This is a genomic window from Marinobacter sp. DUT-1 (genome assembly GCF_050379415.1).
GTDB lineage: Bacteria > Pseudomonadota > Gammaproteobacteria > Pseudomonadales > Oleiphilaceae > Marinobacter.
Genome location: NZ_JBNRLS010000001.1, coordinates 1 through 26,005 on the forward strand (window position 1 = coordinate 1; position 26,005 = coordinate 26,005).

23 protein-coding genes are annotated in these 26,005 nt (G+C 51.1%); all 23 read right to left on the bottom strand.

What is annotated here, in order from left to right; genetic code table 11:
- The coding region (locus ACQUTG_RS00005; RefSeq protein WP_428917445.1) for a hypothetical protein at positions 1-296 on the bottom strand (296 nt) is incomplete at its 3' end.
- Positions 297-922: 626 nt separating this feature from the next.
- Positions 923-1,756, bottom strand: coding sequence for a glycosyltransferase (locus ACQUTG_RS00010; RefSeq protein WP_428917446.1), 834 nt, complete (start codon positions 1,754-1,756; stop codon positions 923-925).
- 107 nt (positions 1,757-1,863) lie between these two features.
- Positions 1,864-2,499 carry a sulfotransferase family 2 domain-containing protein gene (locus ACQUTG_RS00015; RefSeq protein ID WP_428917447.1) on the bottom strand — a complete coding sequence of 212 codons (636 nt, stop codon included), beginning with the start codon at positions 2,497-2,499 and terminating at the stop codon, positions 1,864-1,866.
- 31 nt (positions 2,500-2,530) lie between these two features.
- Positions 2,531-3,814 carry a flippase gene (locus ACQUTG_RS00020; RefSeq protein WP_428917448.1) on the bottom strand — a complete coding sequence of 428 codons (1,284 nt, stop codon included), beginning with the start codon at positions 3,812-3,814 and terminating at the stop codon, positions 2,531-2,533.
- Between the two features lie 137 nt (positions 3,815-3,951).
- The gene (locus tag ACQUTG_RS00025) at positions 3,952-6,165 is read right to left on the bottom strand and encodes a polysaccharide biosynthesis tyrosine autokinase (RefSeq protein ID WP_428917449.1); all 2,214 of its coding nucleotides are present in this window, start codon (positions 6,163-6,165) and stop codon (positions 3,952-3,954) included.
- A gap of 5 nt (positions 6,166-6,170) precedes the next feature.
- Positions 6,171-6,614, bottom strand: a complete 444-nt coding sequence (locus tag ACQUTG_RS00030) for a low molecular weight protein-tyrosine-phosphatase (protein WP_428917450.1) — start codon at positions 6,612-6,614, stop codon at positions 6,171-6,173.
- A gap of 4 nt (positions 6,615-6,618) precedes the next feature.
- Positions 6,619-7,725 carry a polysaccharide export protein gene (locus ACQUTG_RS00035; RefSeq protein ID WP_428917451.1) on the bottom strand — a complete coding sequence of 369 codons (1,107 nt, stop codon included), beginning with the start codon at positions 7,723-7,725 and terminating at the stop codon, positions 6,619-6,621.
- A 95-nt stretch (positions 7,726-7,820) separates the two neighbouring features.
- Complete coding sequence (locus ACQUTG_RS00040) at positions 7,821-8,786, bottom strand: hypothetical protein (RefSeq protein WP_428917452.1); 966 nt, start codon at positions 8,784-8,786, stop codon at positions 7,821-7,823.
- Between the two features lie 149 nt (positions 8,787-8,935).
- Entirely contained in the window at positions 8,936-11,017 is a 2,082-nt protein-coding gene (locus ACQUTG_RS00045; protein WP_428917453.1) for a YjbH domain-containing protein, read from the bottom strand.
- A 364-nt stretch (positions 11,018-11,381) separates the two neighbouring features.
- Complete coding sequence (rfaH, locus tag ACQUTG_RS00050; protein ID WP_428917454.1) at positions 11,382-11,861, bottom strand: transcription/translation regulatory transformer protein RfaH; 480 nt, start codon at positions 11,859-11,861, stop codon at positions 11,382-11,384.
- An 85-nt stretch (positions 11,862-11,946) separates the two neighbouring features.
- On the bottom strand, positions 11,947-12,714 hold the full coding sequence (gene cysQ / locus ACQUTG_RS00055; protein WP_428917455.1) for a 3'(2'),5'-bisphosphate nucleotidase CysQ: 768 nt from the start codon (positions 12,712-12,714) through the stop codon (positions 11,947-11,949).
- 272 nt (positions 12,715-12,986) lie between these two features.
- Positions 12,987-13,805 carry a sulfotransferase family protein gene (locus ACQUTG_RS00060; RefSeq protein ID WP_428917456.1) on the bottom strand — a complete coding sequence of 273 codons (819 nt, stop codon included), beginning with the start codon at positions 13,803-13,805 and terminating at the stop codon, positions 12,987-12,989.
- 53 nt (positions 13,806-13,858) lie between these two features.
- Entirely contained in the window at positions 13,859-15,244 is a 1,386-nt protein-coding gene (locus tag ACQUTG_RS00065; RefSeq protein ID WP_428917457.1) for a hypothetical protein, read from the bottom strand.
- 340 nt (positions 15,245-15,584) lie between these two features.
- Positions 15,585-16,280 (bottom strand): cytidylyltransferase domain-containing protein, encoded by a 696-nt coding sequence (locus ACQUTG_RS00070; RefSeq protein ID WP_428917458.1) that lies wholly within the window; start codon positions 16,278-16,280, stop codon positions 15,585-15,587.
- Entirely contained in the window at positions 16,273-17,328 is a 1,056-nt protein-coding gene (locus ACQUTG_RS00075) for a nucleotidyltransferase family protein (protein WP_428917459.1), read from the bottom strand. Before ACQUTG_RS00075 ends, ACQUTG_RS00070 begins: the two co-directional genes overlap by 8 nt.
- Positions 17,329-17,343: 15 nt before the next feature.
- On the bottom strand, positions 17,344-18,519 hold the full coding sequence (gene neuC, locus ACQUTG_RS00080) for a UDP-N-acetylglucosamine 2-epimerase (protein WP_428917460.1): 1,176 nt from the start codon (positions 18,517-18,519) through the stop codon (positions 17,344-17,346).
- On the bottom strand, positions 18,516-19,520 hold the full coding sequence (neuB, locus tag ACQUTG_RS00085; protein ID WP_428917461.1) for an N-acetylneuraminate synthase: 1,005 nt from the start codon (positions 19,518-19,520) through the stop codon (positions 18,516-18,518). Before neuB ends, neuC begins: the two co-directional genes overlap by 4 nt.
- Positions 19,517-20,161 (bottom strand): hypothetical protein, encoded by a 645-nt coding sequence (locus tag ACQUTG_RS00090; RefSeq protein ID WP_428917462.1) that lies wholly within the window; start codon positions 20,159-20,161, stop codon positions 19,517-19,519. Before ACQUTG_RS00090 ends, neuB begins: the two co-directional genes overlap by 4 nt.
- Positions 20,158-21,300 (bottom strand): LegC family aminotransferase, encoded by a 1,143-nt coding sequence (locus ACQUTG_RS00095; protein WP_428917463.1) that lies wholly within the window; start codon positions 21,298-21,300, stop codon positions 20,158-20,160. Before ACQUTG_RS00095 ends, ACQUTG_RS00090 begins: the two co-directional genes overlap by 4 nt.
- A gap of 7 nt (positions 21,301-21,307) precedes the next feature.
- Positions 21,308-22,495 (bottom strand): UDP-N-acetylglucosamine 4,6-dehydratase, encoded by a 1,188-nt coding sequence (locus ACQUTG_RS00100; RefSeq protein ID WP_428917464.1) that lies wholly within the window; start codon positions 22,493-22,495, stop codon positions 21,308-21,310.
- 76 nt (positions 22,496-22,571) lie between these two features.
- The gene (locus tag ACQUTG_RS00105; protein WP_428917465.1) at positions 22,572-23,492 is read right to left on the bottom strand and encodes a glycosyltransferase; all 921 of its coding nucleotides are present in this window, start codon (positions 23,490-23,492) and stop codon (positions 22,572-22,574) included.
- A gap of 26 nt (positions 23,493-23,518) precedes the next feature.
- On the bottom strand, positions 23,519-24,493 hold the full coding sequence (locus tag ACQUTG_RS00110) for a sulfotransferase family protein (protein ID WP_428917466.1): 975 nt from the start codon (positions 24,491-24,493) through the stop codon (positions 23,519-23,521).
- 45 nt (positions 24,494-24,538) lie between these two features.
- The gene (locus tag ACQUTG_RS00115) at positions 24,539-25,981 is read right to left on the bottom strand and encodes a lipopolysaccharide biosynthesis protein (protein WP_428917467.1); all 1,443 of its coding nucleotides are present in this window, start codon (positions 25,979-25,981) and stop codon (positions 24,539-24,541) included.
- Between the last annotated feature and the right edge of the window lie 24 nt (positions 25,982-26,005).

Below are 26,005 nucleotides of genomic sequence, written 5' to 3' on the forward strand. Positions count from 1 at the left end.
TTAATAGAAAGAGGTGCAACCCAAAATAAATGCAAAAAAAGAGAGGCTGCCTGTGCCAACAACTTATGTATTTGCCAGAACTTTACCCATTTCGACATATGATAGAAGTAATATACTGGATATCGAAGGACCGTTTTTTTACAATTTATATCCTGAAAAAGTTCTATAGCGTTTGACTTTTGAAGAAACAGAACCTCGACTTCGACACCATTCTCCACTAACGCCTTAGCCACATAGCTCATGCTCTTTGGTGCCCCACCGATACCTTTACCATGATGGATCATTAAAACTTTCAATAGGATCTCCAGCGTACAATTCTGACCATTAAATCGGGTTGATTGGAGTATTATTACTCTTATACTAACTTCTTAGTGCCTCTTAAACATATTCCTAAGAAACCCAAATACTTGCCCCTGCTGAAGTATAAAGCTTATTGAGCTGGCTACGGTAACAGGGTGGTCAGCAGGGTTCTAAAAATAAGTTTCAACGAGCAAATGGAGAACTAGGTTCGCGGGACGCAATAATACATAGAATAACGCAAAAGTACGCAATCCCGCAGTGATCCCCACTTGTAGACCAGGGTGTCCAAACGGCGGAGGATGCTTTTGGAGAATGCTAGCTACTGTAGCAAAGCTGACAACATTGAGCGGCTCTCCCTTGGTTTATCAAAGCAATCTATCTTTCGCAGGAACACATATCGGATCACTTTTAATCCACCCCACAACGTGGGGTTACCCTAACGTCAGGGGAGGATCATGTGGAAAATGTTTTTAAGCTGGCCGGCATTGACTTTCGTTCCCCGCTCGCCACTCTAAATAGAAACAAGGAAACGGATTTCAGCACGTCGTGCCCTTTCTCAACCCATTCAGTCTAATTGCTGCGTTTTCTGGACACGAAGTTTCCAATTTTCTACCGCGTCGAATCAAAAGAGTCGGTCCGTAAAGCTCGCATACTGCTCCAACCGTCTAACTACAACATCGTTATCGCAAACGGATATTCCCAAATAGGCCTTAAACTTTAATGCCAAACGCTCAAACAACGCTTTAAAAAATTTATCCCACGCAGAAACCTTTGACGAGGCGTTGGTAGCCGATAACGCTCCAGACGCTTCAACCGGGTAAACATGCTTTCCTGCCTCTGGCGAAACAATAACCTCTGTACCAATCATTTTTCTCGCCAAATGAAACCAAAGATCATCCTGTTTCGGCGCTAGGTCTTTAAAATCCTCACTGAACATAGTGTCTTTATCCAGCAATGGCTTTCGATACAATACACCCGCAATTCCAATTGGCAAAAGATCCCTCCCCCTAGAACCTAAAGGGACAACCTGCCAGTTCAAATAGCTTTGTCTTCGCCCTAGCGGATTTTTCGCCGGCCGACGAGCCCTGCCACAAACAATTTCCGAAGGGTGCTGCTTTGCAGTCTGGACGAGCGAAGATAGCCACTCTTCGCCGTATATAACATCATCATCACAAGTTACTATCCAGTCTTCATCATTAGCCGTACGGTATACTGGCAATAGCTTTCTGTAAGGGCCCGTGTTTTCAACCCAGACAATCTCAACTTGGCCTCGGTCGACCATCGAACCCAACCAAACCGGCAGCTCCCTAATGCCCTCATCAATCAGGTAAGGATCTTTTGATATACACAACGCTATTCTGTCGGCCCGGTACTGCTGATTTAGAAGGGAGAGAAGCGTGTACCTTAATACCGGCAACCTTGTCGAGGTTGAAGTTAGCGTCACAATTAGTGTCATATTGATTCCACGACTGCACTATTCACAAAACAATGACTTTTAAAAAGCAATTAATTTGCTCTTTTCCAAAAACAATAACCAGAATATATCATTCTAGTTCACAAAAATTAGTATCCGAAAACTTTATAGTCATTTTTATAGATCTCCAAGATCTTATGCTCCGTGTGCTTCGAGATCTCTTCACATTTAGCCGGCGACTTATTAACTAAATCCAATCCTTTAAAGCGTGATAACTTCAAATTACGTGCAACATTTTCAAAATCAGAATCAATCGATTCGAACTTTCCTACAAAATCAACCTGGATTTCGCCTTTCCAATCACAAAGGTACCAGCTTTGTGGACGGAATATTGGATGATAAATCATACTGCCTTTTGAAAGCTCATCATCTACGAACTCATTAAAGCTTTTGTATCTACTAAGATAATCAGAAACAGAAAGATCACCGACTTGATTTCCTCCTGATTTTAAATAGTTATACCCCGAAAACGCACGATCTAGCGGGTTTCGCACAAAGGCGAATTTATAAAACTCTTTAAACCTTTTCGGTGAAGCTTGTTGATATACCCACCATGGCAAGTGTTGTCGACCAGTTACGGGCTCCCCTAAAGCCACTCGCACAGCTGTCCCAGCGGCTTTTGGAATATGCACGAAAATAACTTTTCTCTTTAAACCTGCGAGAGTATAAGGGAATAGTGCTTGCTGGTAGATAGACGTGCCTTTCAACAAAACTCTTTTTAACATACCAAACTCTAACGGTTATCAGCGGGCGCAATTAGAAAGCCGCAGCGTTAATACCAATATGACGCTTGACCATCTTATGCAAAAGTGTGTTCCAAGAAATAATTCCCAATGCAATGCCCATGGCGGCGCCAATAGCACCAAATGACGGCACAAGAGCAAGGCAAAGGATTAAGTTAATAAGGACAGCTAGCACCTGGCCTTTGAGGGTTTCTCTCTCGTAACCGGTCATTGACAATATGTACCCAACAGAACCGAAGAAAACGTTGAATAGTTGTCCAACCGCGATTATGACGACCGGCCAATATGAAATTCCTGAATACTCAGCGCCGAATGCGAACCGAATCAGTGGTTCGCCACCAAAAACTAGAACGCTTGCAACCGGAAGAGCAAAGAGGAAACTACCACGGGCTGATTTTCGCGCAAGATTTTGGAGCAAAGCCTTATCACCATCTCTGTGGGCACGCACGATGTATGGAGCAATTACCATGTTTACGAGCGTTAGCGACATTACAACAAGTTGCCCACCACGCTCTGCAACACGCATAGCAGCGGTTTGCTCGTCCGTACTGAGCACACCTAGAATAATTATTCCGATCTGGGCGTTCATAACACCCACCAGCGCAATCATAGTGAAGGGCAGCAAGGCGGTTTTCCAATGCTTTAGCCGATAGACCGCCTCAGCCCTCTTAGCCTCGCTTGGCTGGATTTTGAAAAACATCCAGCTAGCGAGCAAAAATACAAATGCCGCTGCTAGTACTTGACTCCAGATTGCTACTTCGGCATCAAGAATGCCTTGCCAAGCCAGAATAGCAAACAACACCAACACTACCGCCGGCTGAATAAGCTGGCCAGGTGCCTCTGCGTAAGCAGGCAAGCCAAGGCCCTTGATTGTGCCGACTCGAACTGCAGCCAAACCGCCAAGCGGTACCAATAGCAAAGCTATGGGAAGCAAAGACCATTTACCGTCAGTTGGTACGAAATTATATTCTAACCCCAGCATCCAATAGCCGATGACTATTGCTGCAGTTACCATTAAGACCCATACGTGAGAAGCTCTCAAGGCACCTTGGTACAATGCCCAGCTTTTTGAATGGGCAAATGTTGCTACTTCTCTGGTTAGGAGCTGCGGGAGGCCGCCACTTATCGGTAGGGCGATAAGTGGAACCAGCGCCATTATGAAAGTGTACTGGCCGAACCCCTCCGGGCCGAGAGTTCGAGCTAGGATGATACTTGTTGCCAAGCCGATGGGTATAGAGAGAAGCTTTATGGCTCCTACACCCATGAAGCTTTTAATTAGCTGTTTTCTTAGGCTCAATTTTGAAGTGTCCGGGGGTTAGATGCCGCGAGATGAACTTGATTGATGATCATCCCGGGAGTTTGGGTAGGGCCAAGCCACGATTGTAGACTGATAGTTTTTTGTGAGGGGGCTGCTTGCAACAACGTCCCACCGCCCTACCTCGCGGATTTGTAGACGTAGTTGTAGTAACCGTACCCACCATAACCATAGTTAGATGCTTTCTTTTCTACGGCGTTGAAGATTACGCCTTTTACTTCTATGCCGTTTTGTTCAAAGCGGCGCTTGGTAAGTTCCAGTTCTTTGGCCGGATTGGTGCCGAAGCGGGCTACCAGCATGGTGGTACCGGCATGTTTGCCTACGATGGCCGCGTCGGTTACCGCAAGGATGGGCGGGGTGTCTACGATGACCAGGTCGTAGTTGGTGCTGGCTTTTTTGAGGAACTCGTCAAACCGTTTGCTCATCAGCAGTTCTGACGGGTTGGGCGGTACGGTGCCCCGACTCATGAAGTCCAGGCCTTCTACATTGCTATGTTCTGTGGCTTCTTCCAGCGTTGCTTTGCCTGCTAGCAGGTCCGAAAGCCCCTTGTCGTTATTTACATTGAACACATCATGGGAGAAGCCGCGGCGCAGGTCCCCGTCGATTAACAGTACCCGTTGGTTGGCCATGGCCATTACAGCAGCTAGGTTAACAGATACAAAGGTTTTGCCCACGCCGGGACTAGGGCCGGAGATCATGAGGATGTTGTTGCGGGCGTCCATCATGCCGAAGTGGAGGCTGGTGCGCAGACTGCGTAGGCTCTCCACAGCCAGGTCTGCCGGATTCACTTCGGCTAGCAAGCCGGAGGCGTGTTCTTTCCGGCCGCGTTTCTTTTTCGCCATGTCGGCCTGGGTTTCAGACAATGGTACAGTCGCATATACCGGCAGGCCAAGTTTTTCGATGTCGTCTGGTTTTTCTATACCGCGGTTCAGCATGGCCCGCACCAGTACGATGCCGGTGCCGATCAAGCCGCCCAGCAGCAGGGCCACGACTGCGATCAAGGCCCGCTTGGGTTTTACTGGAGCCTGGGCATTTACTGCGGCCTCATCCACTACCCGCACGTTCCCCACAGTGCCGGCCCGAGCGATGTCCAGCTGCTGGATATTAGAGAGCATTTGCAGGTAGATTTTGTTGCCCACTTCTACATCCCGGCGCAGCCGGACCAGTCTCTGCTGGGTCTCGGGAAGGCCACTGAGGCGCTGGTTCAGCTCAGCTCGGCGCTGCTTCAGTTCCGCCATCTGGGAGGCCCAAGCCTTGTAACGAGGATGCGTGGGCTGGAATCGCTGCTCAATTTCCGCACGCTGGAACTCCAGTTCGGAGATCCGGGTTTCAAGGTCCACGATCTGCTCAAGGAGCGCCGTACCCTCCGCGGTAATGTCGATGGTTTCCTCTTCCACCTGGTACTGGTTCAGCTTTTGCTCCGCGGTCTCCAGTTCCCTTCTTACCTCCGGTAGGGAGTTGCGAAGGAATTCCAGGGATTTGGCGGCCTCGGCACTGGCTCGTTCTACGTTTTGGCGCACGTAATTCTGCCCGACTGCCGCTAGCACTTGTTCGGCCATGGCTGGGTCAGTGCTTTCGTAGGCCAGCTCAATGATTCCGGAACCGTTGCCTTTCTCGGAAGCAGAAACCGCCTTCTGGAGATCCATCGTCGCCGTGTACTGGCTCCGCTTGGACACATTGAAGCGGGTGCCGGGAAGAGCCACCAATTCAGTAACCATTAAAGCGTAACCGTTTGCCTCCGCTGGACTGTTGGACTTGCCCTCAAGAATCAATTCTTCCTCTTCGTTATACAGACGCCAATTATTGTCATCTCCGGCTTTCAAGACGAACGTACCTGTTCTCGACGGCACTTCCATGCGGGTGATGGTGAGCTTTTCTCCACCCCAGGCATAACCATCACCCCACAGCGGTTCGGCCAGTTCGCCTTCACCACCGTTGTATCGCCTCGCAATCGTGGCGCCAATCAGGGGGAAATAATCGGGTGTTGCCGTAATATCGAGGTTCAGATTGTCTGCCACCTCACCCAATACTCGACGACTCTTGATGAGCTGGATTTCTGTTTCAGCGTTGGAAGGTGTTTCCAGCAATCCGCCAAGCTCTTCCATGCCCGGCAGGCCACCCTGCTTTTCTTCTACCTGGATAAGAGCGTTGGCCCGGTACACCGGCGGCTGAATCAGGGCATAGAACACGCCGATAGCGGTGAATATCACCGTTACGGCGGCAATCAGCCATTTGCCATCCCAGAGGGTACCAAGCAGGGCGAGCAGGTCGATTTCGTCGTCTTGCGGGGCGTTGGTCTGGTAGCTCGGGTTGGTTGCGGTGGTGTCGGTCATGTAATTCAGTTACCCAGGTATTTGAGCCAGCTTTCGGTGGCTTGGTCTATCAGTTTGAACACGTGTTCGAAGGCCGGGCGCTGCTGGCGGTAGGGGTCTGGCACCGGCCGGTTGTTCTGCCATTTGCCCAACAGGAAGGCTCGGCCGCGAATTTGCGGAGCGATTTCGTGCAGGCGCTTCAGGTGGCCTTCCTCCATGGCCAGGATCAGGTCGGCACTAGCCAGCATTTCTTGAGTGACTTGCCTTGCCCGGTGTGCAGTGGCGTCTATGCCCCGCTCCTTCAGCAATTCCACGGCGGTGTTATCTGCTGGTTTGTCCACCAGTGCGCCTATACCGGCGGAGTGTACTTGTTTGCCGCTGTGTTCAAGCAGCCGGGCCCGCAGCAGGTATTCTGCCATGGGGCTGCGGCAAATGTTGCCTACGCACACGATGAGGATGTTATTGAACATCGTTTTAGTCGTTGGTCGTTACTTCGTCTTCAGCCCGGGCGAAGAAGTAGACGGCCTGGGCGGTGGGTACGATCTGTGCGATCAGGCGATTCCAGCGGGCGATGGGCGCTGCGGTTACGTAGACGATATCCCGCGGCTGCAGAGTGAACTGATCTGCCAGTACCAATGCAGTGGCGTTACGTGCGTGCAACTGGAACACCTCGGCGATTTTACCCGTTTCCTCGGGCGCCTTACGGATTACGAATACGCCACTGGCGTCCGCGGTGGCCTGCGCGAAACCGCCGGCATCTGCGAGGGCTTCGGCAAGGGTTATGTCTGAGCGACCGATGTTGAGGCTGCTTGGCTGGCCAACTTCACCCAGAACGAAAACTTTGGCGGCATCGTTACGGGCCACATGGATGATGTCGTTCGGGCGAAGCAATACATTTTCTCGGGTGTCGCCCTGTCTGTATAGTTCACGCAGCGAATAGCGTTTGGTTTCGCCGTTGCGGGTGAGCGTGACATTGGTCCAGTCCGCTACTTCGGTGAGACCGCCGGCGTTGCTGACAGCTTGAAGGAGTGTCAGGGGTACGTTGGTAATTGGTTGGGTTCCAGGCTGTTTTAATTCGCCGGTCAGGTAAACGCGCTTGGAGCGGAAGGACGCTACGGTCACGTCCACCTGCGGTGATTCAATGTATTCCGCCAGACGCTCCCGGAGGATTTCTCGAATCTCGGTGACTTTCAGGCCGGCGACTTCTACTTCGCCAACATAGGGGTAAAAGATGGTGCCATCGCTGTGGACCCAGTTGCCGGCTTCGGAGGGGCTGCGGTCTCCGCCAGCGGGAATAGTGAGCTCGGGATGATCCCAGACGGTGATGTTCAGAACGTCGCCCCGGTTTACCTCGTAATCGTAGCTGTTGATCTCAGATTCCAGCTTCCGGTTAAGGACGGGATTTGAGTCAGGCTTCGCCATCTTTTCCTGCAAAAGCTTTGGAGTGATGGTGTAGATGTTGACCATCTTGTCCAGATCCATGCTCTCGTCTTCATCCTGATCATAAGGGATGTGGGCTCCGGGTATGACAGCGCAACCAGAGAGACTGAGGATTATGAGCAGGGAAAATAGGGCTTTCATCCGGGATTGAGGTTCCGTGGTTGGAAATTGGATTTACAGAATTAACAAAGGGGCTGGCGTTGCCAGCCCCTTTCCTTTTTGCGCTGGCTGTTATCTTATGAGCCTGTGCCGCCGGTTGCACCGGTGGGCGGTTCCTCGGTCGTGATTGCGTCCTCAAGTTCCGCTTGGGCAGCCGCATCCTGAGTTGCCTGCTCATCGATGGCTTGTGCGTCGGGAGCAGCCGGGGCTTCATAAGTGCCAGAGCCGGAGCTCATGATTGTCTCGGCATTGTACCCATCCAGATCATTCGCGGTAGCGCCGCCATCAGAGAATTCCTGCACGACTGCCGCTACATTGGCCGGGATCAGGCTTTCTACCAGTGCACCGAAAGCAGCAGTTTCGCTGAGGTCCGGATTGGACTCCAGAACCACGTCCACATCTGCAATCAGATCAACAATCTGGGCACTCAATACCTGGTTGATCAGGTGCAGCTCAGCAGCGGTACGCTTATCGCTTCCGGAGGCACTTGTAAACGCGGCGATCGGATCATAAGTGGTCAAATCGACAGATACACCCAGCTCGGTGGCGAGCTCCGAGGCTGCATCAGCTTTAAGTTGAGCCAACGTAGCTGTTGAGCCAGCGGCCAGGGCACTCTCGACCTTCATCTGTATGATAGTGCTGAAGCCACTGATCGCAGTGCTGCCTGCCGGGGCCAGGAATTTCAGATTCGGATCAGCTTGCGCGCCGGTGTCTTCATCAATGGTGCTCTCATTCGATTCCAGTACGAGCGGAGTCAGCAGTTGAGCGTCAGTCAGGCCCACCAGGCTGAACTGGCCACCCGCACCGGTGGTGGTGCTCGGCTCACCCACGTCACAGGTTTTGTTCAGGTTCTCGTCCACACAAACGGTGGCGCCTACCAGGTAGCCATCATATACAACGCCGTCAGACACGCCGCTGGGAGTCTCACCCGGGGGCAGCGGGGAGCCGTCGTTGTCGGAGCAACCCGCAACAATCATCATCGGGGCCAGGATGGCAGTGGCCATCAGGTTACGCGTGAACAATCCTTTCTTGAACTGAGTCATATTAGCCTCTTAATCTCCTGAATGAGCGTTAGCACGTCTTTTTTGTGTTGCTTTTTATCAAAGGGCTCAGTGCCCTTCACTATAGAGAAGCGAACCGGAAACGCAACGTTTACAACCTCATACAGATTGTTTGGGGTTTCCGCTGATCTCTATTGGTTGGTTAATCGGCCCCGGTTGAAATAGACGGAGCGGATCGGGTTGGCCGATTCGATGACCCTGGCGCCACCGAAGGAAGTCAGGTTCTGGTCCTCGTTGATCCGGGTCTGGACGTTGTAGTTCCAGTCCGCGTCGCCTCGAATCTGGGCGTATCGGAACTGGCCGGTTTTCTCGGGTGTCAGCGGGATGACCCAGCCGAGGCTAATGAACTCGGCATTGGTGTTCTTGTACGACAGTTGCAGGGCGTAGTCGCCAAACCAGAAGCGGCTGTCAATACGGACGCCGGTGTCTTCCTCGAAGAATTGGCCTCCATAGACATCCACCTGGGTGTCCAGCTTCGGGTTGTAGTAGCTATAACGGGCCAGCATCTGGTTGCGCTCGACGTTGTCGTAATCCGCATGCTCGAAGGCACCGCCTACGTAGGCCAGGCTGTGTCGACCGTTGGGGCCGAGCAGCAGGGTTTCATTCAGCAGGCCGTTCCAGTCTGTGGCGTAGCGGCCGGCGTGGACGCTGGTATAGAGCTGCGGGTGCAGTTTGAAGGTTTGCTGGATTTCGGCTTCGGTCAGGTCGGTGCGTTGGCGATCCTGGTAGAACACGCCCCCTCTTTCGAAATCTTCAGTGGCGTACACTTCCGCGTTATAGGTAGCGGAAGCCAGGGCCCCGGTCCACAAGGAGACGGAGGTTTCTGCGCTGATGCCCACGGAGGCGTCCCACACACCGTATTCCGTGGCGATGCCGGAGGTGATTGTGGGGCTCAGGGTGATGCGGGGTTTCCAGGTGGGGCCGTAGCTGCCTTGAAAGTCCCATTCTGGTTCGTCCATATGGAACAGGGTATCCGGCGCGTAGTCCGCGGCCAGCATTTTGGCTGGGGCGCCCTGCTCGGGACTGTCGAGACTAATGGTGCGTTCGACGACCGGGAAGTTCTGGTTCAACAGGGTGAGTTTGGCGGTTCTGTGGAAGCCACCCAAAGCTTGCGCCGTGCGGGCGACATCGGCGATGGCATCGCGTTCGTCGCGGGTGTAGATATTGTTTTCCCATTGGATATGAAGAACATCGTCACGGCTGGCGACGGAGACTCGGTCGTAGCCGGCGGCTACCAGTTGCTGGCCGAGGGTACGGGCGAGTTCGCTGCTTTCGTTTTGGCCTGCTTCGGTGTTGGCAGCAGATGCTTCTGCAGTTGCAGCCGGTTCAGTTATTGATGGCTCTGTTTGGGGCTCGACCTGGCTGGCAATTTTGGACGTCGTGGTTTCGGGCCCGGAAGCTGCGTTTGCGTATTCGTCCGGCAGTTGGAGATGCTGTTTTCTGGCTTCGTTGCCGAAGGGAATGGAAACGCCGAGGGAGAAGAAATTGCGGTCGTTCTCGGTATCCCCTTCGTCGTAGGCCAGGACTTTGCCGTTGATCCGCATGCCCAACGGCAACAGGCCCTCGGGCGTGCTGGCGCCCAGACCCAGGCGAACATCCTGGCTGTCGTATTCGGCCATGACATTCAACCAGGGTAAAGGCTTGTAAGAGAGGCCACCGAACGGGCCGTCGAGATAGCGATCTGACTTTTGAGGGTCACCATAGCCTGCAGAAATTTCCACGGGGCCGAACTGGCGGCCGGCGACAACGTAGACGGATTCGAAATCGTCCGTTTCACCGCCGAGGTCCTGAACGCCGGCGGCCAGGGTGAACCACTCTTCCGGGATAAATGGGGCCTGAACCTTGATGTTCGCGGAGAGGTCGCGGATGCCGCAATCTTCGGCGTAACAGTTGGCCTGGGTCCGATCCCAGGTTAGCCGGCCGCCGACTTCCACGTTGGGGAAAATGCCAAACAGGCCACCGACGTTGTTGTAGTAGCCGTAGGCATCACCGGAGGTGGTTGTGCGGGTTTCCAGCGCCTGGTCCGAATACTGGACTGCGGCCTGACCGTGACCGAGCACCGTCGCGGAGGGAACATTGAGGTAACCGCTATAGCCCGGGAAGGCGAGATCTGCGGAGAAAGCCTGTTGGCCAGCCAGCGCAAGACCAGTCACAAAGACCGGTTTCAGGCACGCTACCGCCCCACCGACCAGGGTCCAGTGTTTTGAGGTCATGATATTCGTCAATTTTGCAGGGGCAAAGCGAGGGCGGGAGCTGAGAAATGCCCCGACTTGGTCCCTGTCAGGTGATTTTAGTTATTTGGATATGTTTCGGAATTGTGACGCAATTCTACGTGATGTGTGATTGCAGGCAAGTGACAGATAGTTCGATTTGACAGGATTCAGGTAGTTAGATGTGTAAAGGATTGTTAAAGGGTGAGGATGTGAATTATCTAGGGGTCTGAAGAACGCTTTCTTCTGACCCCGGGGTTGGATTTTCACTCTGAGTAAGACTGAAGTTGGGGTCAGATGAACGGAGTTCATCAGACCCCTGTGCAAAGGGGTCTGAAGAAAACCTTCTTCTGACCCCATGTTCAACCTATCTCCGAATCGACGCCACAGGCACCTTCACCATCTGCTGTTTCTGCATAAAGTTGATGAGCACGATCGCCCTCTCCTCTCCGTCATAGGCTTGGAAGATGGCGTTGATGCCTTTGAAGGGACCTTCATCCAGCTCGACCGGTTCTCCGGCTTTGATGCCACCCTTCTCAGTTACCTTATCGAGGCTGTTTTTAATGTGCTCGATGACCTCATCTTCGATGGGCGCAGGATTGTTGGAGAAGCCGACGACGCGGATAACGCCGCGCGTTGAGCGGAGCTTGGCCCAGACGGGGTTGGTTTGTTCGAGGTTGACGAAGAGGTAGCCGGGGAACAAAGGCTCCAGCTTTTTGGTGCGTTTGCCAGCCTTGATTTTTTCGACCTCGATCTTTGGGTAGAAACAGGGGATGTCCTGGTTCTGGAGATGTTGGACGGCTCGGTCGCCTTGGGCGGGTTTGTGTTGGATGGCGTACCAGGTCATTTCAAATCCGTTTGGTTCGGTTTGGGAGTTTGAGTTAAAGATGGGGCCAGATGAAAGTTTTCATCAGACCCCTGAGTTACTCGCATCAAAAATACCAACTCCCCGCCGCGACAAACCAGGGGTTCAGAATATCCTCTTTGCCATACCGCAACGGCTCACCTTCCAATGTTTGTACCTGCCCACCGGCAGCAACCAGAATCGCATGAGCTGCGGCCGTATCCCACTCGCTAGTCGGCCCCATGCGCGGGTAGATATCGGCGTGGCCTTCGGCGATGCGGCAGAATTTCAGGGAACTGCCGGCCTGGACCAGTTCGTGGTCGCCGAGCTTTTCGATGAAGGCGAGGGTTTCATCGTTCATGTGGTTTTTGCTCGCCACTACTCGCTTGGTGTCTCTCGGCTCAGCCACGCGAATACGGTGGATCTTACCGGTGCGATCACGCATGTGCGCGCCCTCGCCGACAATGCCCCAGTAGGCTGTCTTGAGAGCCGGGGCAGTGACGACGCCCATCACCGGCTGGCCGTCTTCGATCATGGCGATGTTGACGGTGAACTCGCCGTTACGCTGAGTAAAGTCCTTGGTGCCATCGATGGGATCGATCAACCAGAAACGACGCCAGTGCTTGCGCTCCTCCCATGGAATGCTCTTGCCTTCTTCCGAGAGGACGGGGATGTCCTGGCTGATGTTGCGCAGGCCCTTGTAGATAATCTCATGGGCGGCTTCATCGGCAGCGGTGATCGGCGAGTTGTCTTCCTTATAGCGAACCTTGAAGTCGGATTCGTAGATGTGGAGGACTTTCTCGCTGGCCTCGTCGGCGATTTTGAGGACATCAGGGAGTATGGAGCTGTAGTGCATGGGCGCGTCCTTGAAGACGGGGCCAGAAGAAATCTTTCTTCTGACCCAATTTTATGATGCGGTTTACTCAGGGGTCAGTAAAAGCCTTCGTCTGCCCCATTTTAGGCCATATTAGCACCCATCCCCAGAACTCAGAAACGCACTTCCCCACCCCACGGTCACCGCTCTTTCGGGGTTAGCTCAATGGTCTCAGAACCAGCCTCCGTCTATGCTTTAAGGCGACCTCGCTTAGTGGGCGAAAGATGTTGTGAGCAACCTCGTTTCTCTACGAATCAACGGCCTCGGTATTCCTTTAGCCCTGTTATCTTTGAAAGTTCTTCAATATCCTCTTCGAGGTATTTTCGGGCCGCGACAGCAACTTCTTCACTCAACCTTGGCCTAGTGATTCTTCTATACCCCGAAACCGCTCTAATCCCCAAGGCGACCTTCTCTGGGAGCACACCGAGAGAATTAATTACTTGATTTATTTTCGGCCTAGGAAAGAATACTGTTTTGTTAGAATGGGGAGCTGGTGATTCTATTTCTTCAACTTCAAGGAAATCGGTCACCTTTTTACGTTCGCTGCCTCCTCCGCTCACAAACTCCTCGAAATCAACAAACAACATTTGGCTCTGATCGAAATACTCAAGATAATTCTTTATCTGCCACAAATATTTAGAGCGATACAAATACAGCTTCCACTTATCAGTTTCTCTACCTTCCAGCTCGTCTCTAAAGGCTTGGTCGATATTTCGTGTTTCTCCACCTCTTCTCATCGAGTGCCAATATTGCGAGATACTTCGCTCCAAAGGATCCCTCAAAATCCAAATAATTTTAGCTCGGGGACAAACTTTATGTATTCGACAAGGCACTTCCTGAACATAAGAATAGGATGGAGTATCGTCTCCCACTCGAACATTATCATCTACACTTTCATCAAGCCCCAAAAACTTATTATACCGCTCTAGATTCTCGGCGTATCTATCAGCGCGGTCAAAGAAGTGAATCTCCTGCTTTTTCATATAAATCTGATCTGAGAGCATGAGCCAATGGTGCAGGCTGGTTGTACCGGACTTCATTGCTCCAACAATAATAAAGTCTACTGTCTTCAATTTTTCCCCTCTAACAATCGTGCAATACCCGCAGGATCGGGCTAGCTGACTCTTCAACGAAAAGCCTTAACGTCCCGAAACCCCCAGAGGCTCTTCGGACAAACCTTTCTGTCCAGTTTTAGTAAATGCTCGGCCACAAGCTTCCCTTCTCTTCCTTCCCACTCAGTCCCAAATGAGGCGCTATAGTACTGAACTGCAGTTTTATTGAGCCCTAGTTTGTCTAGGTCGAGCCAACTCAGAAACTCATTCACTGAACGGGCATGAAGAGCTAACCCGTGTTTAACAAAACCATACACATCAGGAGTGTCAGGGGGCTGGTACTCAAAATAAACTGGACAAACTCTAGCAACAGCGGCTTCAAGCAAAATGCTGGTATTACCGGCCACCAAACAATGCAGGCGTTCCATGAACTGTGAAATCGAATCTACTTTAGGATCACTCAAAATAACCTTGGAGTTGCCCACGTATGTTCTTTTATAGCGATTAATATCAGCAGGCGCTTGGGCCGGATGCCAACGAAGACAAACCTCACGACCAGACTCAATGACAGCATTCACAAAGCAAACTACCAAGTCTGCCCTATCGAGAGTATTAACGGCAACACCGATATACGGCTTATCCACTGGCCTCTGTATTCGAAGGTTCTTTTTTTGACCAGTTAAAAAAACTGAAGGGGCTGGAACACTTGTCGGGTAAGCAGGTTGGTTTCCCTCACACACAAGATAAGTATCCAGCGCGGACTGTCCATCAAGAAATGCATAGTTCATACGCAACGCCGGGAACAGCCTACCAACAGAAGCATGCTGAAGATACACAGTTTTAATGCCCATGTAGTGAGCAACTGCCAACATACAACGGTTGGGAACGTTATGGTCATTTGCTGTAATGACAAATTCTGGGCGGAGCCTGTTGAAGAGCCTGTAAAAATAAACCAGATAGAAATAGCTGGCGCAAAACTTATCAAAATACCAGCGAGCAGCAATTGGCGATTGCTCGCTCAGGCTTTCCGTCAAGTCCCGCCAACGGGTGATCAGTAAGTACAAGCCCTTTATATCATCAAGGGGTCCCAGATGGTAAGGCACATAACGTTCTTTTCGCTCAGGATGACCAAGAAACTTTGATTTGCAGATAGCCACTACCAGTTCACCCTGCTCTCGTAACGCATCGACTACGCCGTTTAAAGAGTTGGCCTGATTCACTGTATCGGCAAATACTAGATATTTACAAGTTTGTCCCCTTTTCACCGAGGGTTTTGAGCGAAACCGGGTCTCTTTAAACATCCATAAAAGCAGATAGAACAAACGCCAAAATATGCCACGGAGCACTGGTTTATTTCGAATCATGTGGGGCATACTCTGAAGCTGCTGGCCATGAAAGTATGCGAGCCAGGTTTCCGGTTCGTTAGCCAAGATTTTCCTGATAGCTTTGTACCAGCGCATCAACCAGGGGCACCTTTGAGGGTTATTGAATTTCTGTAGATTAAAGGACAACGGTCCCTGTTAGGCGCAACGTCCTCGATTTTTTGAGGCTAACACAACCAATTGAGGACGTAGCATCTATTTATCAAATAATGCGATCACCTTAAACGATGGTGTTCAAAAAGGCTAAGTGACAAAAAATGCAAGTTTGCTACACATCAGATCTCCGGTTCCATATCGACCAGTAAACTGGACTTACCCCCATAGCCGATAGATGATTCCATTCGTTTGCCCCTTAAACTGAAGACTAAGCTCAACAGCAACCAAGGCCTGCAGTGGCGATGCAACAAGGAATAAGTTATCAACCACCAATCAAACTCTCACAAATACGAAAATCCACAGCCTCATCAACATCCAGTGACCGCGCTCGAGGCATCACCGAAGCACACATACGCTCCGTAAAAAGCGACCCCGAACTCACCAAGCAATCAGTGCGGACAACGTAAACTGCCCCGTTCAACCGGTACTCTTTCCGGTAATCCTGAGAACGCTTCCCAGAAAGATCGATCCCCTCAAGCCTCGATGCATCACCAATCGTCCCAACCCAGGCAGTCGGATGATCAACCTCGCAAACGGCCACAACCGTATCTTCACACCCACCTTCCCGAAAGACATCCAAAGCCGCCCGAATATCATCAGCATTACGAAGGGGTGATGTGGGCTGCAAAAGCACCAGCGTCTTCGGGTCATGCCCTGCCGCTTGCTCTGCTTTTACCGCATCAATCAGAACGTCAGCGGTGGATGCGTTATCGGTAGCCAATTTATCCGGCCGCTGATACGCAATCACGCCTTCGCTTTCGTATTGCCGGGCTATGGCCAGAATTTCGTCATCGTCGCTGGTTACCATAATGCGAGCATTCAACTTTGCATCCAGCGCCTCTTCGATAGTCCAGCAAATCAGGGGCTTACCAGCCAATGGCAGCACGTTTTTGCGCGGTAAGCGCTTGCTTCCACCCCTGGCGGGAATAACAACCAGAATTTCTCCAGTATCAGCCATTTAACCGATCCTGCAATTCCGTTTGCGCCTTATGAAAATCATCCATCCGCCCAATATCCAACCAATACTCATGTATCGGGAACATATTCACGGCCTTGCCGCCGTCAATCTGCCGTTCCAGCAGCGTTGGCATATCAATCCGGGTGCCGGGCTCCACACTTTTCACCAGAGCTGGATCCAGCAGGTAAATGCCTGCATTTACAAAGAACCGGTGAACAGGTTTCTCAACCATGGATTTAATCTGGGTGCCTTCACTGGTAATCACGCCATAAGGTACCTCGTGCTCGTATTCCCGCACGCACATGGTGGCTACGCCATTATGGGTTTCGTGGAACTCCAGAAAGCTGTGCAGGTTCAGGGAGGTCAGCAGGTCGCCGTTCATCATGAACAATGGTTGATCGATCTCGTCGGGAGGCAATAAACCCAGTGCGCCGCCGGTGCCTAGCGGTTCTTCTTCGTGTACGTATTGAATGCTCACGCCCCACTTCTCACCATCACCGAAGTAATCGCGGATCACTTCCGGCATATAGTGAGTTGAGATGTAGAAACGATGAAAACCGGCTTCCACAAAGTTCAACAGGATTTGCTCAAGGATTGGCTTGTCACCCACTTTAAGCATGGGTTTCGGACAATGGTTGGTCAGCGGCCGGAGGCGAGTGCCGAAACCACCGGCCATCAGGAAGACCGGGTTATCGTGGCGGTGCTTGTTCAAGATGTCGTGCAGGTTGGCAAGGCCGACAATCCGCCCTTCAGCGTCAACCAGCGGTAGCTGCAGTAACTCATGCTTTTCCATGACCGCCAGTATGCGGCTCTCTGTCCACGATTGCTCGGCTGTCTTGGGCTGCGGGTTCATGACCTGATTAACCGGCGTTTCCAGCGGCAAGTGTTTCAGTAGCGCTCTGCGTACATCGCCGTCTGTCAGGGTGCCCAGCAACTTGTCGTTTGCATCGACAACCAAGGCGATACGCAGAGCAGCCTTGTCCAGAACTTCGATGGCTTGTTCCAGGGTAACGTCGCTGTTTACGAGGGCTTTACGCCAAGGCTTCATGGATTGCTCCGCGGATCAGGAGAAGTCATTTGCTGACAGGTTGTAGAACTGTTTCTTGCGGATGTTTTCCAGAGGGTATTCCGCAAGTACTTTGACGATCGCTTCACTGGCACCTCCATTGCCATAAGGGTTAGATACAGCGGCAAGACTGGTCTGGAAGTCGGCCGAATAGAGTGTTTCCAGGGCCGCCTGAATAGCCTCACGGTTCGGCTCGCAGTCAATCACGCTGCTCGCTTTAAGTCGTCCTTTCTGGCGATCACCGATATTCACGGTGCCGATATTGAAGGATGGCGCTTCTGCCAAGCCACTGGAGGAATTACCAACCACGCCGTCGATCTGCGCCAGGCAGGAGAAGTAGCGGAGTTGGCCAAGCGACGTATACACCTTCGCATGTGGGTGCCTTTGGGCAAACTCCCGTACCATCGCACTGAGCTCCCTACCTCCGGTGTCGGCATTCGGCATGGTAAATATCAACGTGGTATCGCCCAGCCTATCCAAAGCAGCCAACAGCTCGCCCATCTGGGCAGCCGAACTGGCCCCGCCTTCAAGGGTTACCGGGTGAAAAGTCACCAGCAGGTTCTTTTCGCCAAAGCTCAGTTCCAGGGAGCGCTCCAGTTCTTCACGGCTGAGCAGCTCGATGCGCTTGATGGCATCGATACCCATACCGCCGAAGTTGAACACCCTGTCCGGGTGCTCTCCAAGTTGAATCACTCGCCGGCGGTATTCGTCTGCGGCCACGAAATGCAGGTGAGACATTTTGGTGATGGAATGTCGGATGGCCTCATCAAAAGCGCCTTCAGTAGTCTCTCCACCATGCAAGTGCGCAACCGGTACGCCGGCAATCATGGCTGCGGAGGTGGCGGCGAATATCTCGAAGCGATCACCCAGTAATACCACGATATCCGGCGCCAGGTGTTCGTAGGCATCGGCAAACCCGATTACGCCAAGACCCATGGATTTGGTCACCGCGGTGTTGGTGTCTGAGCTCAGAAGCATCTCCACTCGGGCATCAATCTCAAAGCCGGCTTCTTCGATTTCGCGGTAGGTGGAACCGAACTCGGGCGACAAATGCATACCCGTCGCAACAACCTGCAATTCCAGCTGGGGGTGATTTTGAATCTCGCCCATCAGCCAACGTAACAACCCGAATTCGGCTCTGGTACCGGTAACCACACAAACCTTGCGAGTCATAGTTCGATCAACTCGTCTTCGCTGAAATCTCGAGGCGCAGTGCGACCAATCACGTCATCCCACTGCATGGGCGAAATGCCCGTGCCCGGACGCTTGGCCATCAGATTATCTTCACTGAACCGTTCGCCGGCCTTGATGGAGCGAGCCGCGACCAGAGATTTGCGAGCAATGGGTTTGTTTTTGAGTTCGCTGGAGCTGGGTCGTTTGATCCCATCCCCCAGCGCCGTTTCAATATTCCGGATGCCTTGCACCATGGCTTTCAGCTCATCGGGTTCCAGGCTGGCCCTGTGATCCGGCCCCGGCAAATTGCGGTCCAGGGTGAAGTGTTTTTCAATCACGGTGGCACCCAGCGCGACCGCGGCGATGGGCACTTCAATACCCGGCGTGTGGTCCGAGTAACCCACGGATACCCCGAACGCCTTACCAATGTTGACCATGGCGCGAAGATTCACATCTTCCATGGGCGTGGGGTATTCGGTGGTGCAGTGCAGAACGGTGATGTTATCTCTGGAGGTACCAGCCTGCTCCACCACATTGATCGCGGCTTCGATCTCGCCCAGATCTGCCATTCCAGTAGATAGCAGCACGTGTTTTCCCTGGCGCGTCAGGTAGCGTAGATATGGGAGGTTAGTTAGTTCGCCGGAAGGGGCCTTAACTATCTCCGTACCACCCAACTCTTCGAGTAAATCGATGCTGTCTTTATCAAAGGCGGTGGAGAAAAAACCGATACCCTGTTTTTTGCATTCAGCCATCAATTCCAGATGATTCTCGCGGGTTAACTCGAGCTTGCGAACCATCTCCTGTTGCGACTCCTGAGGATCAGTTGCGCCTTTCTGATATTCTGCCTTGGGCGCACTTCGGGAGATAATATTCGCAGCAATAAACGTCTGAAACTTTACCAGATCCGCGCCGGCTTCTGCCGCAGCCGCAATTAGTTCTTTGGCCAGCCCCATATCACCGTTATGGTTTACGCCGGCTTCAGCAATAATAAGCGTCTTCATTTGATCCTCTTGGCAGGAACACCTGCATACACAGCATTGGCTTCGCAATCTTTAATGACCACCGCACCGGAGCCCACCATGGTATTTTCGCCGACCACACGTTTCTCTGAATTACTTCCCTGATTAACCACGGCACCCGCTCCCACCCAGGAGCCTTGTTTCAAATGGACATTGCCGGAAAGGTTGGCGCCCGGAGCCATGTGGACATAGCTATCCACAAGACAATCATGGGCAACCGTAATGTTTTGATTGAAGATGCAGAAATCCCCAACGGCTATTCCGCTAGTGAAACGCGCGCCAGCGGCGACGATAGTGCCTTTGCAGCGTTCAATCATGTCTCGCTGACCGCAACCAAAGGTGGCGCTTGGGTGAATCAGATTGATGAACTGGAGCGAATCTTTAAAGCGCTCGGCAACAGCTCTGCGAATGTAGTTTTCGCCAATTCCAATCACAAACGGCATGTCTGAGTATTGCTCGACATCCTGCTCCACCACCACCTGCGCTGAAAAACTCCAGGCCTGCAATTCGGCTTCATCCCGAGCAACGTAAATAGGCTCAAGACCCAGTGCCCACGCAATATCACCGGCCTCCCTTGCCATGCCTGATGTTCCGAAAATGCCTATTTGGTTCGTCAACGTCACTTGGTCACTACGCTACTTGGTAAATTAATCACCCGGGCTTCTAGCCACTCCGCATTACTGAGATCACCACGACGACAGCTCTGATACATAGTCAGATGATTCATCAACGCCCAGATGGGCCGGGTCATCACCCCTTGTTGGTTCGTGATTTCAAGTAACTCGTTTCTGTGGGCTTTGTCCTCGCAGATAACAGCATTCAGCCAGTAATTCGACCGACAGCCTGCAGGCTCCTTCACGAAATCCAGGTTTGTGCCTGAGAAAAACGCTTGGTAAGCCACGGCTAACTCGCGCTTGGCCCCAATGAAGTTTTCCAGCTGCTCCAGCTGGGCACATCCTACTGCAGCGTTCAGGTTCGGTAACCGGTAGTTATAACCCAATTCGTCGTGAATGTATTCGAAGGAGTGCGGCTTCTTGGCTGTGGTGGTCAGATGTTTGGCGCGAGCGGCCAGCGCCTCGCCAGACAGGATCATACCCCCGCCACCGGTGGTCATGATTTTATTCCCGTTAAAGCTGAGCGTACCGAGCACACCAAAGGTTCCCGTGTGTTTGCCTTTATAAATGCTGCCCAGAGATTCAGCCGCATCCTCGACCAAAGCGAGGTTCCAGCGGCGGGCTATCAAAACCAGCCCGTCAAGATCCGCAGGATGGCCGAATGTGTGCATGGGCACACAGGCCCGAACCACTTTGTTGTCTGCGCGGGTGCGGCATACGCCTTCTGAATCCAGTTGTGCGTGCTCTTCCAACCAGGCTTCCAGCGCCTTGGCAGATAGCCCCAGCGTCTCCCGGTCTACATCGATGAAGACGGGCTCGGCATTGCAGTAGGCGATAGCATTACACGTGGCAACAAAGGTAAGCGGCTGCGTAATCACCAGATCACCCGCCTCTACCCCGGCAAGCTTCAACGCAATGTGCAGGGCTGCCGTTCCGTTGACCGTGGCGACAGCCTTGGGAGCGCCGGTATAACTGGCCATATCCTGCTCGAACCGGTCCACATAAGCGCCCACACTGGATACAAAGGTGGACTCGATGGTGTCGGCCACGTATTCCTTCTCACGGCCAGGAAACACCGGGGCGTGGAGCGGGACAAACTCGTTGGTTCCGAAATAGTCTCTGACAAACCGGATCAGTTGGTCGCTCAAAGCTGCCTCACATTTTGCTGTCGAGATATTTGCCGGTTTCTTTGTGCCCGAAATCGGGAATCATGCGGTAGAACAGGTCCACTAGATCCTGTTTGCTCCAGACCAGATCTCGCTTCATCGCGCTAATCCGCTCTTCAAACTCGGCCAGCAATTGCTCGTCAAATTCTGCCTCGTTCTTGATGATGCCGAGATTCTCGAAACGAGCCATGTCCAGAGTTTCCTGATCGGTGAAGAATTCTTCAAAATCTTTCTCACCAGTGGTATCGCTGGAGGTAAACAGGCAAGGCCATTTGCCTTGCTCCGGGAGCGTTTTCACCAATTCCCGGGCTTCGTCTTCATCGCTGCACAAAACCGGCTCGTAGCCCTTTTCTGCAAGGTACTTCACCGCGATGTCAGAAAACGAGATCAGATGAAGTTCTTCGCTGAGTTTTGGGAAGAAGATGTCCCGATTGTCGCCGAAAATGCATGACATGAGGCACAGCTCACCGGACTCTTTCGGAGTAACAAAGTAACGGCGAACGTCATCCGGCGCCACAATCGGCTGACGCTTTTCCAGGCGCTGGTTGAAGCCATGCAGCAGGGAGCCATCAGAGAAGGCGACATTGGCAAACCGTGCGGTGGAAATGTCCATTTGCAGGCTTCTGCGCATCAGGAACATTTCCATGATGCGTTTGGAAGCACCCATCATGTTCACCGGGTTTGCGGCCTTATCTGTCGACACACAGAAGTATTTTTTGGCCCCGGATTCTGCAGCCTGTCGTAGAGTTTTATCGGTATTGAAGACGTTTACATCCACCATGCGCATCAGCGTGTAAGGATCTTTTTCGCTGCGCACATGCTTGAGGGCGGAGAGGTTAAGGATGTAATCGTAGCCTCCGTCCTCCTTGAAGAAGGCATCGTACTCAACCGAACCGATATCCAAGGCGAAGGTTTGGAAATCTCCGGGGATATAACCGAAGCTGCTCCGGATATCGCGGACCAGCTCTACCAGGTTGTTTTCGCTAATGTCCACCACGTGGAGCTTGGCCGGGCTACGCTTGAAGATTTCCTTGGTAACTGCCTGGCCTATGGAGCCAGCACCGCCGAGAACGAGAAAACGGGAGCTACTGACGATGTTACGGAGCTGGTCTTCACAGCTTTCTACATCACGACTAAAAAGTTCGCGATCCCGACCTATTAAACTAAGAATTTGCATACAATTTACTCATATATTCAGTGATCAACCCTGTAATTGGATGAAGAAAACGGCTCCCCCCAACCCGGTTACAAAACTAAGATCTCAAGCGCAATTTTCTGAGAACCTTCCCGCCAGACCTTCTCACGGCCAAATAAATCAACTTGCCAAATACCGCCGCGAGATCGGAACCTTTCATGGCCCTGAGAAAACACTGAACTGAGGCTGCCATATGTTTGTTTGCAGCATCGCGATCACCGTCATCGAAGAATTGCTGAGAAATCCAGGCTTGTGTCTGGGAGCGATGAAGGTTCAAAACACGCTCATTGTCACCAGTCATACTTCCAAATACACCACCAGAGTGTTTCCTCCAAACTGCCGTCGTGTCATCAAGAAAGGCAAACCTACCCCTTTTGCCTAAATATGCTTGATAATAGACATCCCCAAAATAAATAAATTTTGTATATTTATCCGGAATTTTAATATCATTTCGAAACATATTTGTTCTGGTTCCGCCCGGAACGCGTGTTGCCGTCACCAAGCCATTGTCAACCCACAAGGCATTTGTTTTAACAAGAACAACATCCTCTTCACGTTCAAGAATATCAACTTGCTTTTGAAGTTTCTTCGGGTCGATCCAATAATCGTCACCATCACATTGAGCTACATACTTTCCGGCCGCTTCCTTTCTTAAAACCGCTCCGGCTTTTACCGTGGGCCATTTGTTGAAGGGTTCATAAACTCCTCGAACGATCCCTGGATATTTTTTTTCATATTCCCGGATAATCTCTGCAGTTCGGTCAGAAGAGCAGTCGTCCCTTACAATTATCTCAAACCTGAAGTCTGTCTCCTGAGCCAAGAAACCGTTCAATGCGTCTTCTATGAACTCTTCATGCTGATATGCAGCACATATCACACTCACTATCAACTCATCGGACTTCCACCCTGAAATAATTTCTTCTTTCGTCGGTGCTTTCAGTGGTTCAGGAGCGTCTTGGCCGACTGAGAATTCGAACATAGGTCAGTTCCAAATCCTATATATAGTTATCGCTGATAGAATACCGTTTTCGCGGCCATATTTTCTTTAACTCCATCTGAACGATCCAAAATAACTTCCCGGAGCTCTCTTTCCTGCAACTCTTCCAACCATTCTTTTGATACGGATTCCAAAGCGCTGAAAGAATTCTCGAGCTCATACCCAAGGTGCTTCATTTCAAACCTGCAGATTGACTCAATCGCCAAAATTTCGTCAGAAGCTAGTTCGCTCTTATACTTTTGACTATTATTAGAAATAACGCCCTGCTCAAGATTCCCCCAAGCTTTCTGCATCCTGGCGTTCTTTCTGGTAATTTCATCCTTGTGGAATTCAAAAATTTTCTGGTCAAATGGAACTCCAAGAAAATCAAGAATCCTTTTCACCTCATGCTCACTATTTGAGGTCAAGTCTTCATACCTCACAAAATGGGATTTGCCCATAGTAGCTAGAAGGTGATGGTTCTTGAGGCTCTGCTGTTGATCTTTTTTCCACTGGTGAGCAGCCTGAACTGCACCTCCAGGATGATCTGAGTTTTTCTTCCAGGAGAGAGCCATATCTCTTGGATCTCTAACTTGATAAACGAATTTTGCTTCAGGGAAGTTGGTCATCAAAAAAGGGAGAAATTCATAAACATGATTTTCCTTGACGAACAGATGCTGCTTTCCATTAGCTCTGGCTTCTTCGAGAAAGATATTCTGGATCAGTGACTTTATGTCACCCACAGGAGAAATGTTCTCAAGATCTTCGAAAGAAAAGTTCCTCTTCCAAAAAGAAAACTCTACTGATAGCAGTCTTTCAATATCTGAGAGCAGCGTTTTCCAGTTCTCAGTATCACTCAAGTCACCATAGCGAAACAGATTTCTGGCAACAGGGTTAATAATATGCTTTGTAGACGGCCCACAAATATTTTCATGACCATTCATAAGCTTAGAAATAAGGTTGCTTCCAGACCGTTCTGAACACATCAAGAAAAAAAATGCCACTCTAAAATACCTTAAAATTATGAATTTGAAATAGCCAAAAAATGATCAGGTCCTTCTCCACAATGGCATTCTACTTGCTAAAAGATAAACGGCTTCCATCCTTACAATTATAGACACGATAAAATAGACAAAAAGTCCCGAACATCCACCCAAAATAAACCAGACCCACTCCGCGTTTTGCCCAGCCTGTGATACCAGCCAAGCCGAACCACCGGCAAATATAGAAGACAGGATCGGCTTCCAAATATCAGATAACTGTTCGGAAAGAGTGTACCCAACAAGCTTTTCAGAATAATAGGTATTAGGAGCCAGGGACAGAATCGAGGCTATAAGCTGACTGACGACAATGCCAAAAACTCCGAATGGGATTGCACAGAAAAGTAAAGTCAAGTTTACAACCTTCTTGAAGACGCCAATCTTAAGAATCAAATCCGAACGACCTTTAACATTTAGCAAATTCACATTAAGTGAATGCAAAGGATATAGCATCCCAACTAGGCAAAGAACCTGTATGAAGGGCACTGCGCCTTGCCATCGCTCATCGAAAAGAAGCGAAAACAATGTCTGCGAAACTCCAGCCAGGATCGCCATGATTGGCACTATTACAGCCATCATCAGCTGCATTACTTGGCGAAACTTTCTTTTTAAGTGGACGTTATCGTCTTGTAAGGTCGACAGAGCTGGCAGAGTTGCTCTTTGCACAGCACCTGTGAGCTGTCTTGAGATCAGGTTGCTGAACTTTCTGCCAAAATAGTATAGACCGGTCAACTCCGCACCGAAGAACCGTCCAATCACCAACACATAGGAGTTCTGAAATAGCTTGTCGAGTATCCCCTCAGCAAGTATGGCCTTTCCGAAACCAAACAAGCGCTTGAATGACTCACGACTGAACTGGAGTCTTGGGCGCCACCCTGTCCCCAACCAAAGAACAATACCCGAGACCAAGGCCGCACTTAACATCTGTATGACCAGACTCCAGACTCCAAACCCATTCCAGGCTGCCCCTACTGCCAGAGTACCTGATACTAATACACCAGCCGTATTGCCCTTCATCTGCAATTTGAAGTCCATTTTCCTACTTAGAATGGCTCCTTGCACGATCTTGGTTGCATTGATGAAAACCACCAGCCCCATTACCCGAACCAATGTCGTTAATTCCGGCTGATCATAGAACTCAGCAATATAGGGGGCGCCCCCAAACAAAGCTATATAGGCCAGAACACTCAAGCCCAAATTACTATAGAAAACGGTATTCAAGTCGGCTTCACACACCTCTTTGCTTCGGATGAGTGCCGTACCAAGGCCTGAAGTAATGAATACCGTGGCTACTTCGAAAACAACCATTGACATAGCCACCAAGCCAAAAGCATCCGGAGCCAGAAACCGAGCCAAAAGCAAGGTGAAGATCGTGGTTGCACCACGAGTCAGAAACATGCTGAGCAAATTCCAGAGAACACCCACGCCAATTTTTCGATTCATGTCCTGCATGGCGCGGTCCACTTAAGTACGATT

What these genes read in the sequence shown, in the direction of transcription:
- ACQUTG_RS00010 (WP_428917446.1), bottom strand. Translation starts at nt 1,756, where the DNA reads ATGACACTAATTGTGACGCTAACTTCAACCTCGACAAGGTTGCCGGTA.
- ACQUTG_RS00015 (WP_428917447.1), bottom strand. Translation starts at nt 2,499, where the DNA reads ATGTTAAAAAGAGTTTTGTTGAAAGGCACGTCTATCTACCAGCAAGCA.
- ACQUTG_RS00025 (WP_428917449.1), bottom strand. Translation starts at nt 6,165, where the DNA reads ATGACCGACACCACCGCAACCAACCCGAGCTACCAGACCAACGCCCCG.
- ACQUTG_RS00030 (WP_428917450.1), bottom strand. Translation starts at nt 6,614, where the DNA reads ATGTTCAATAACATCCTCATCGTGTGCGTAGGCAACATTTGCCGCAGC.
- ACQUTG_RS00035 (WP_428917451.1), bottom strand. Translation starts at nt 7,725, where the DNA reads ATGAAAGCCCTATTTTCCCTGCTCATAATCCTCAGTCTCTCTGGTTGC.
- ACQUTG_RS00040 (WP_428917452.1), bottom strand. Translation starts at nt 8,786, where the DNA reads ATGACTCAGTTCAAGAAAGGATTGTTCACGCGTAACCTGATGGCCACT.
- ACQUTG_RS00045 (WP_428917453.1), bottom strand. Translation starts at nt 11,017, where the DNA reads ATGACCTCAAAACACTGGACCCTGGTCGGTGGGGCGGTAGCGTGCCTG.
- rfaH (WP_428917454.1), bottom strand. Translation starts at nt 11,861, where the DNA reads ATGACCTGGTACGCCATCCAACACAAACCCGCCCAAGGCGACCGAGCC.
- cysQ (WP_428917455.1), bottom strand. Translation starts at nt 12,714, where the DNA reads ATGCACTACAGCTCCATACTCCCTGATGTCCTCAAAATCGCCGACGAG.
- ACQUTG_RS00065 (WP_428917457.1), bottom strand. Translation starts at nt 15,244, where the DNA reads ATGCGCTGGTACAAAGCTATCAGGAAAATCTTGGCTAACGAACCGGAA.
- ACQUTG_RS00070 (WP_428917458.1), bottom strand. Translation starts at nt 16,280, where the DNA reads ATGGCTGATACTGGAGAAATTCTGGTTGTTATTCCCGCCAGGGGTGGA.
- ACQUTG_RS00075 (WP_428917459.1), bottom strand. Translation starts at nt 17,328, where the DNA reads ATGAAGCCTTGGCGTAAAGCCCTCGTAAACAGCGACGTTACCCTGGAA.
- neuC (WP_428917460.1), bottom strand. Translation starts at nt 18,519, where the DNA reads ATGACTCGCAAGGTTTGTGTGGTTACCGGTACCAGAGCCGAATTCGGG.
- neuB (WP_428917461.1), bottom strand. Translation starts at nt 19,520, where the DNA reads ATGAAGACGCTTATTATTGCTGAAGCCGGCGTAAACCATAACGGTGAT.
- ACQUTG_RS00100 (WP_428917464.1), bottom strand. Translation starts at nt 22,495, where the DNA reads ATGCAAATTCTTAGTTTAATAGGTCGGGATCGCGAACTTTTTAGTCGT.
- ACQUTG_RS00105 (WP_428917465.1), bottom strand. Translation starts at nt 23,492, where the DNA reads ATGTTCGAATTCTCAGTCGGCCAAGACGCTCCTGAACCACTGAAAGCA.
- ACQUTG_RS00115 (WP_428917467.1), bottom strand. Translation starts at nt 25,981, where the DNA reads ATGCAGGACATGAATCGAAAAATTGGCGTGGGTGTTCTCTGGAATTTG.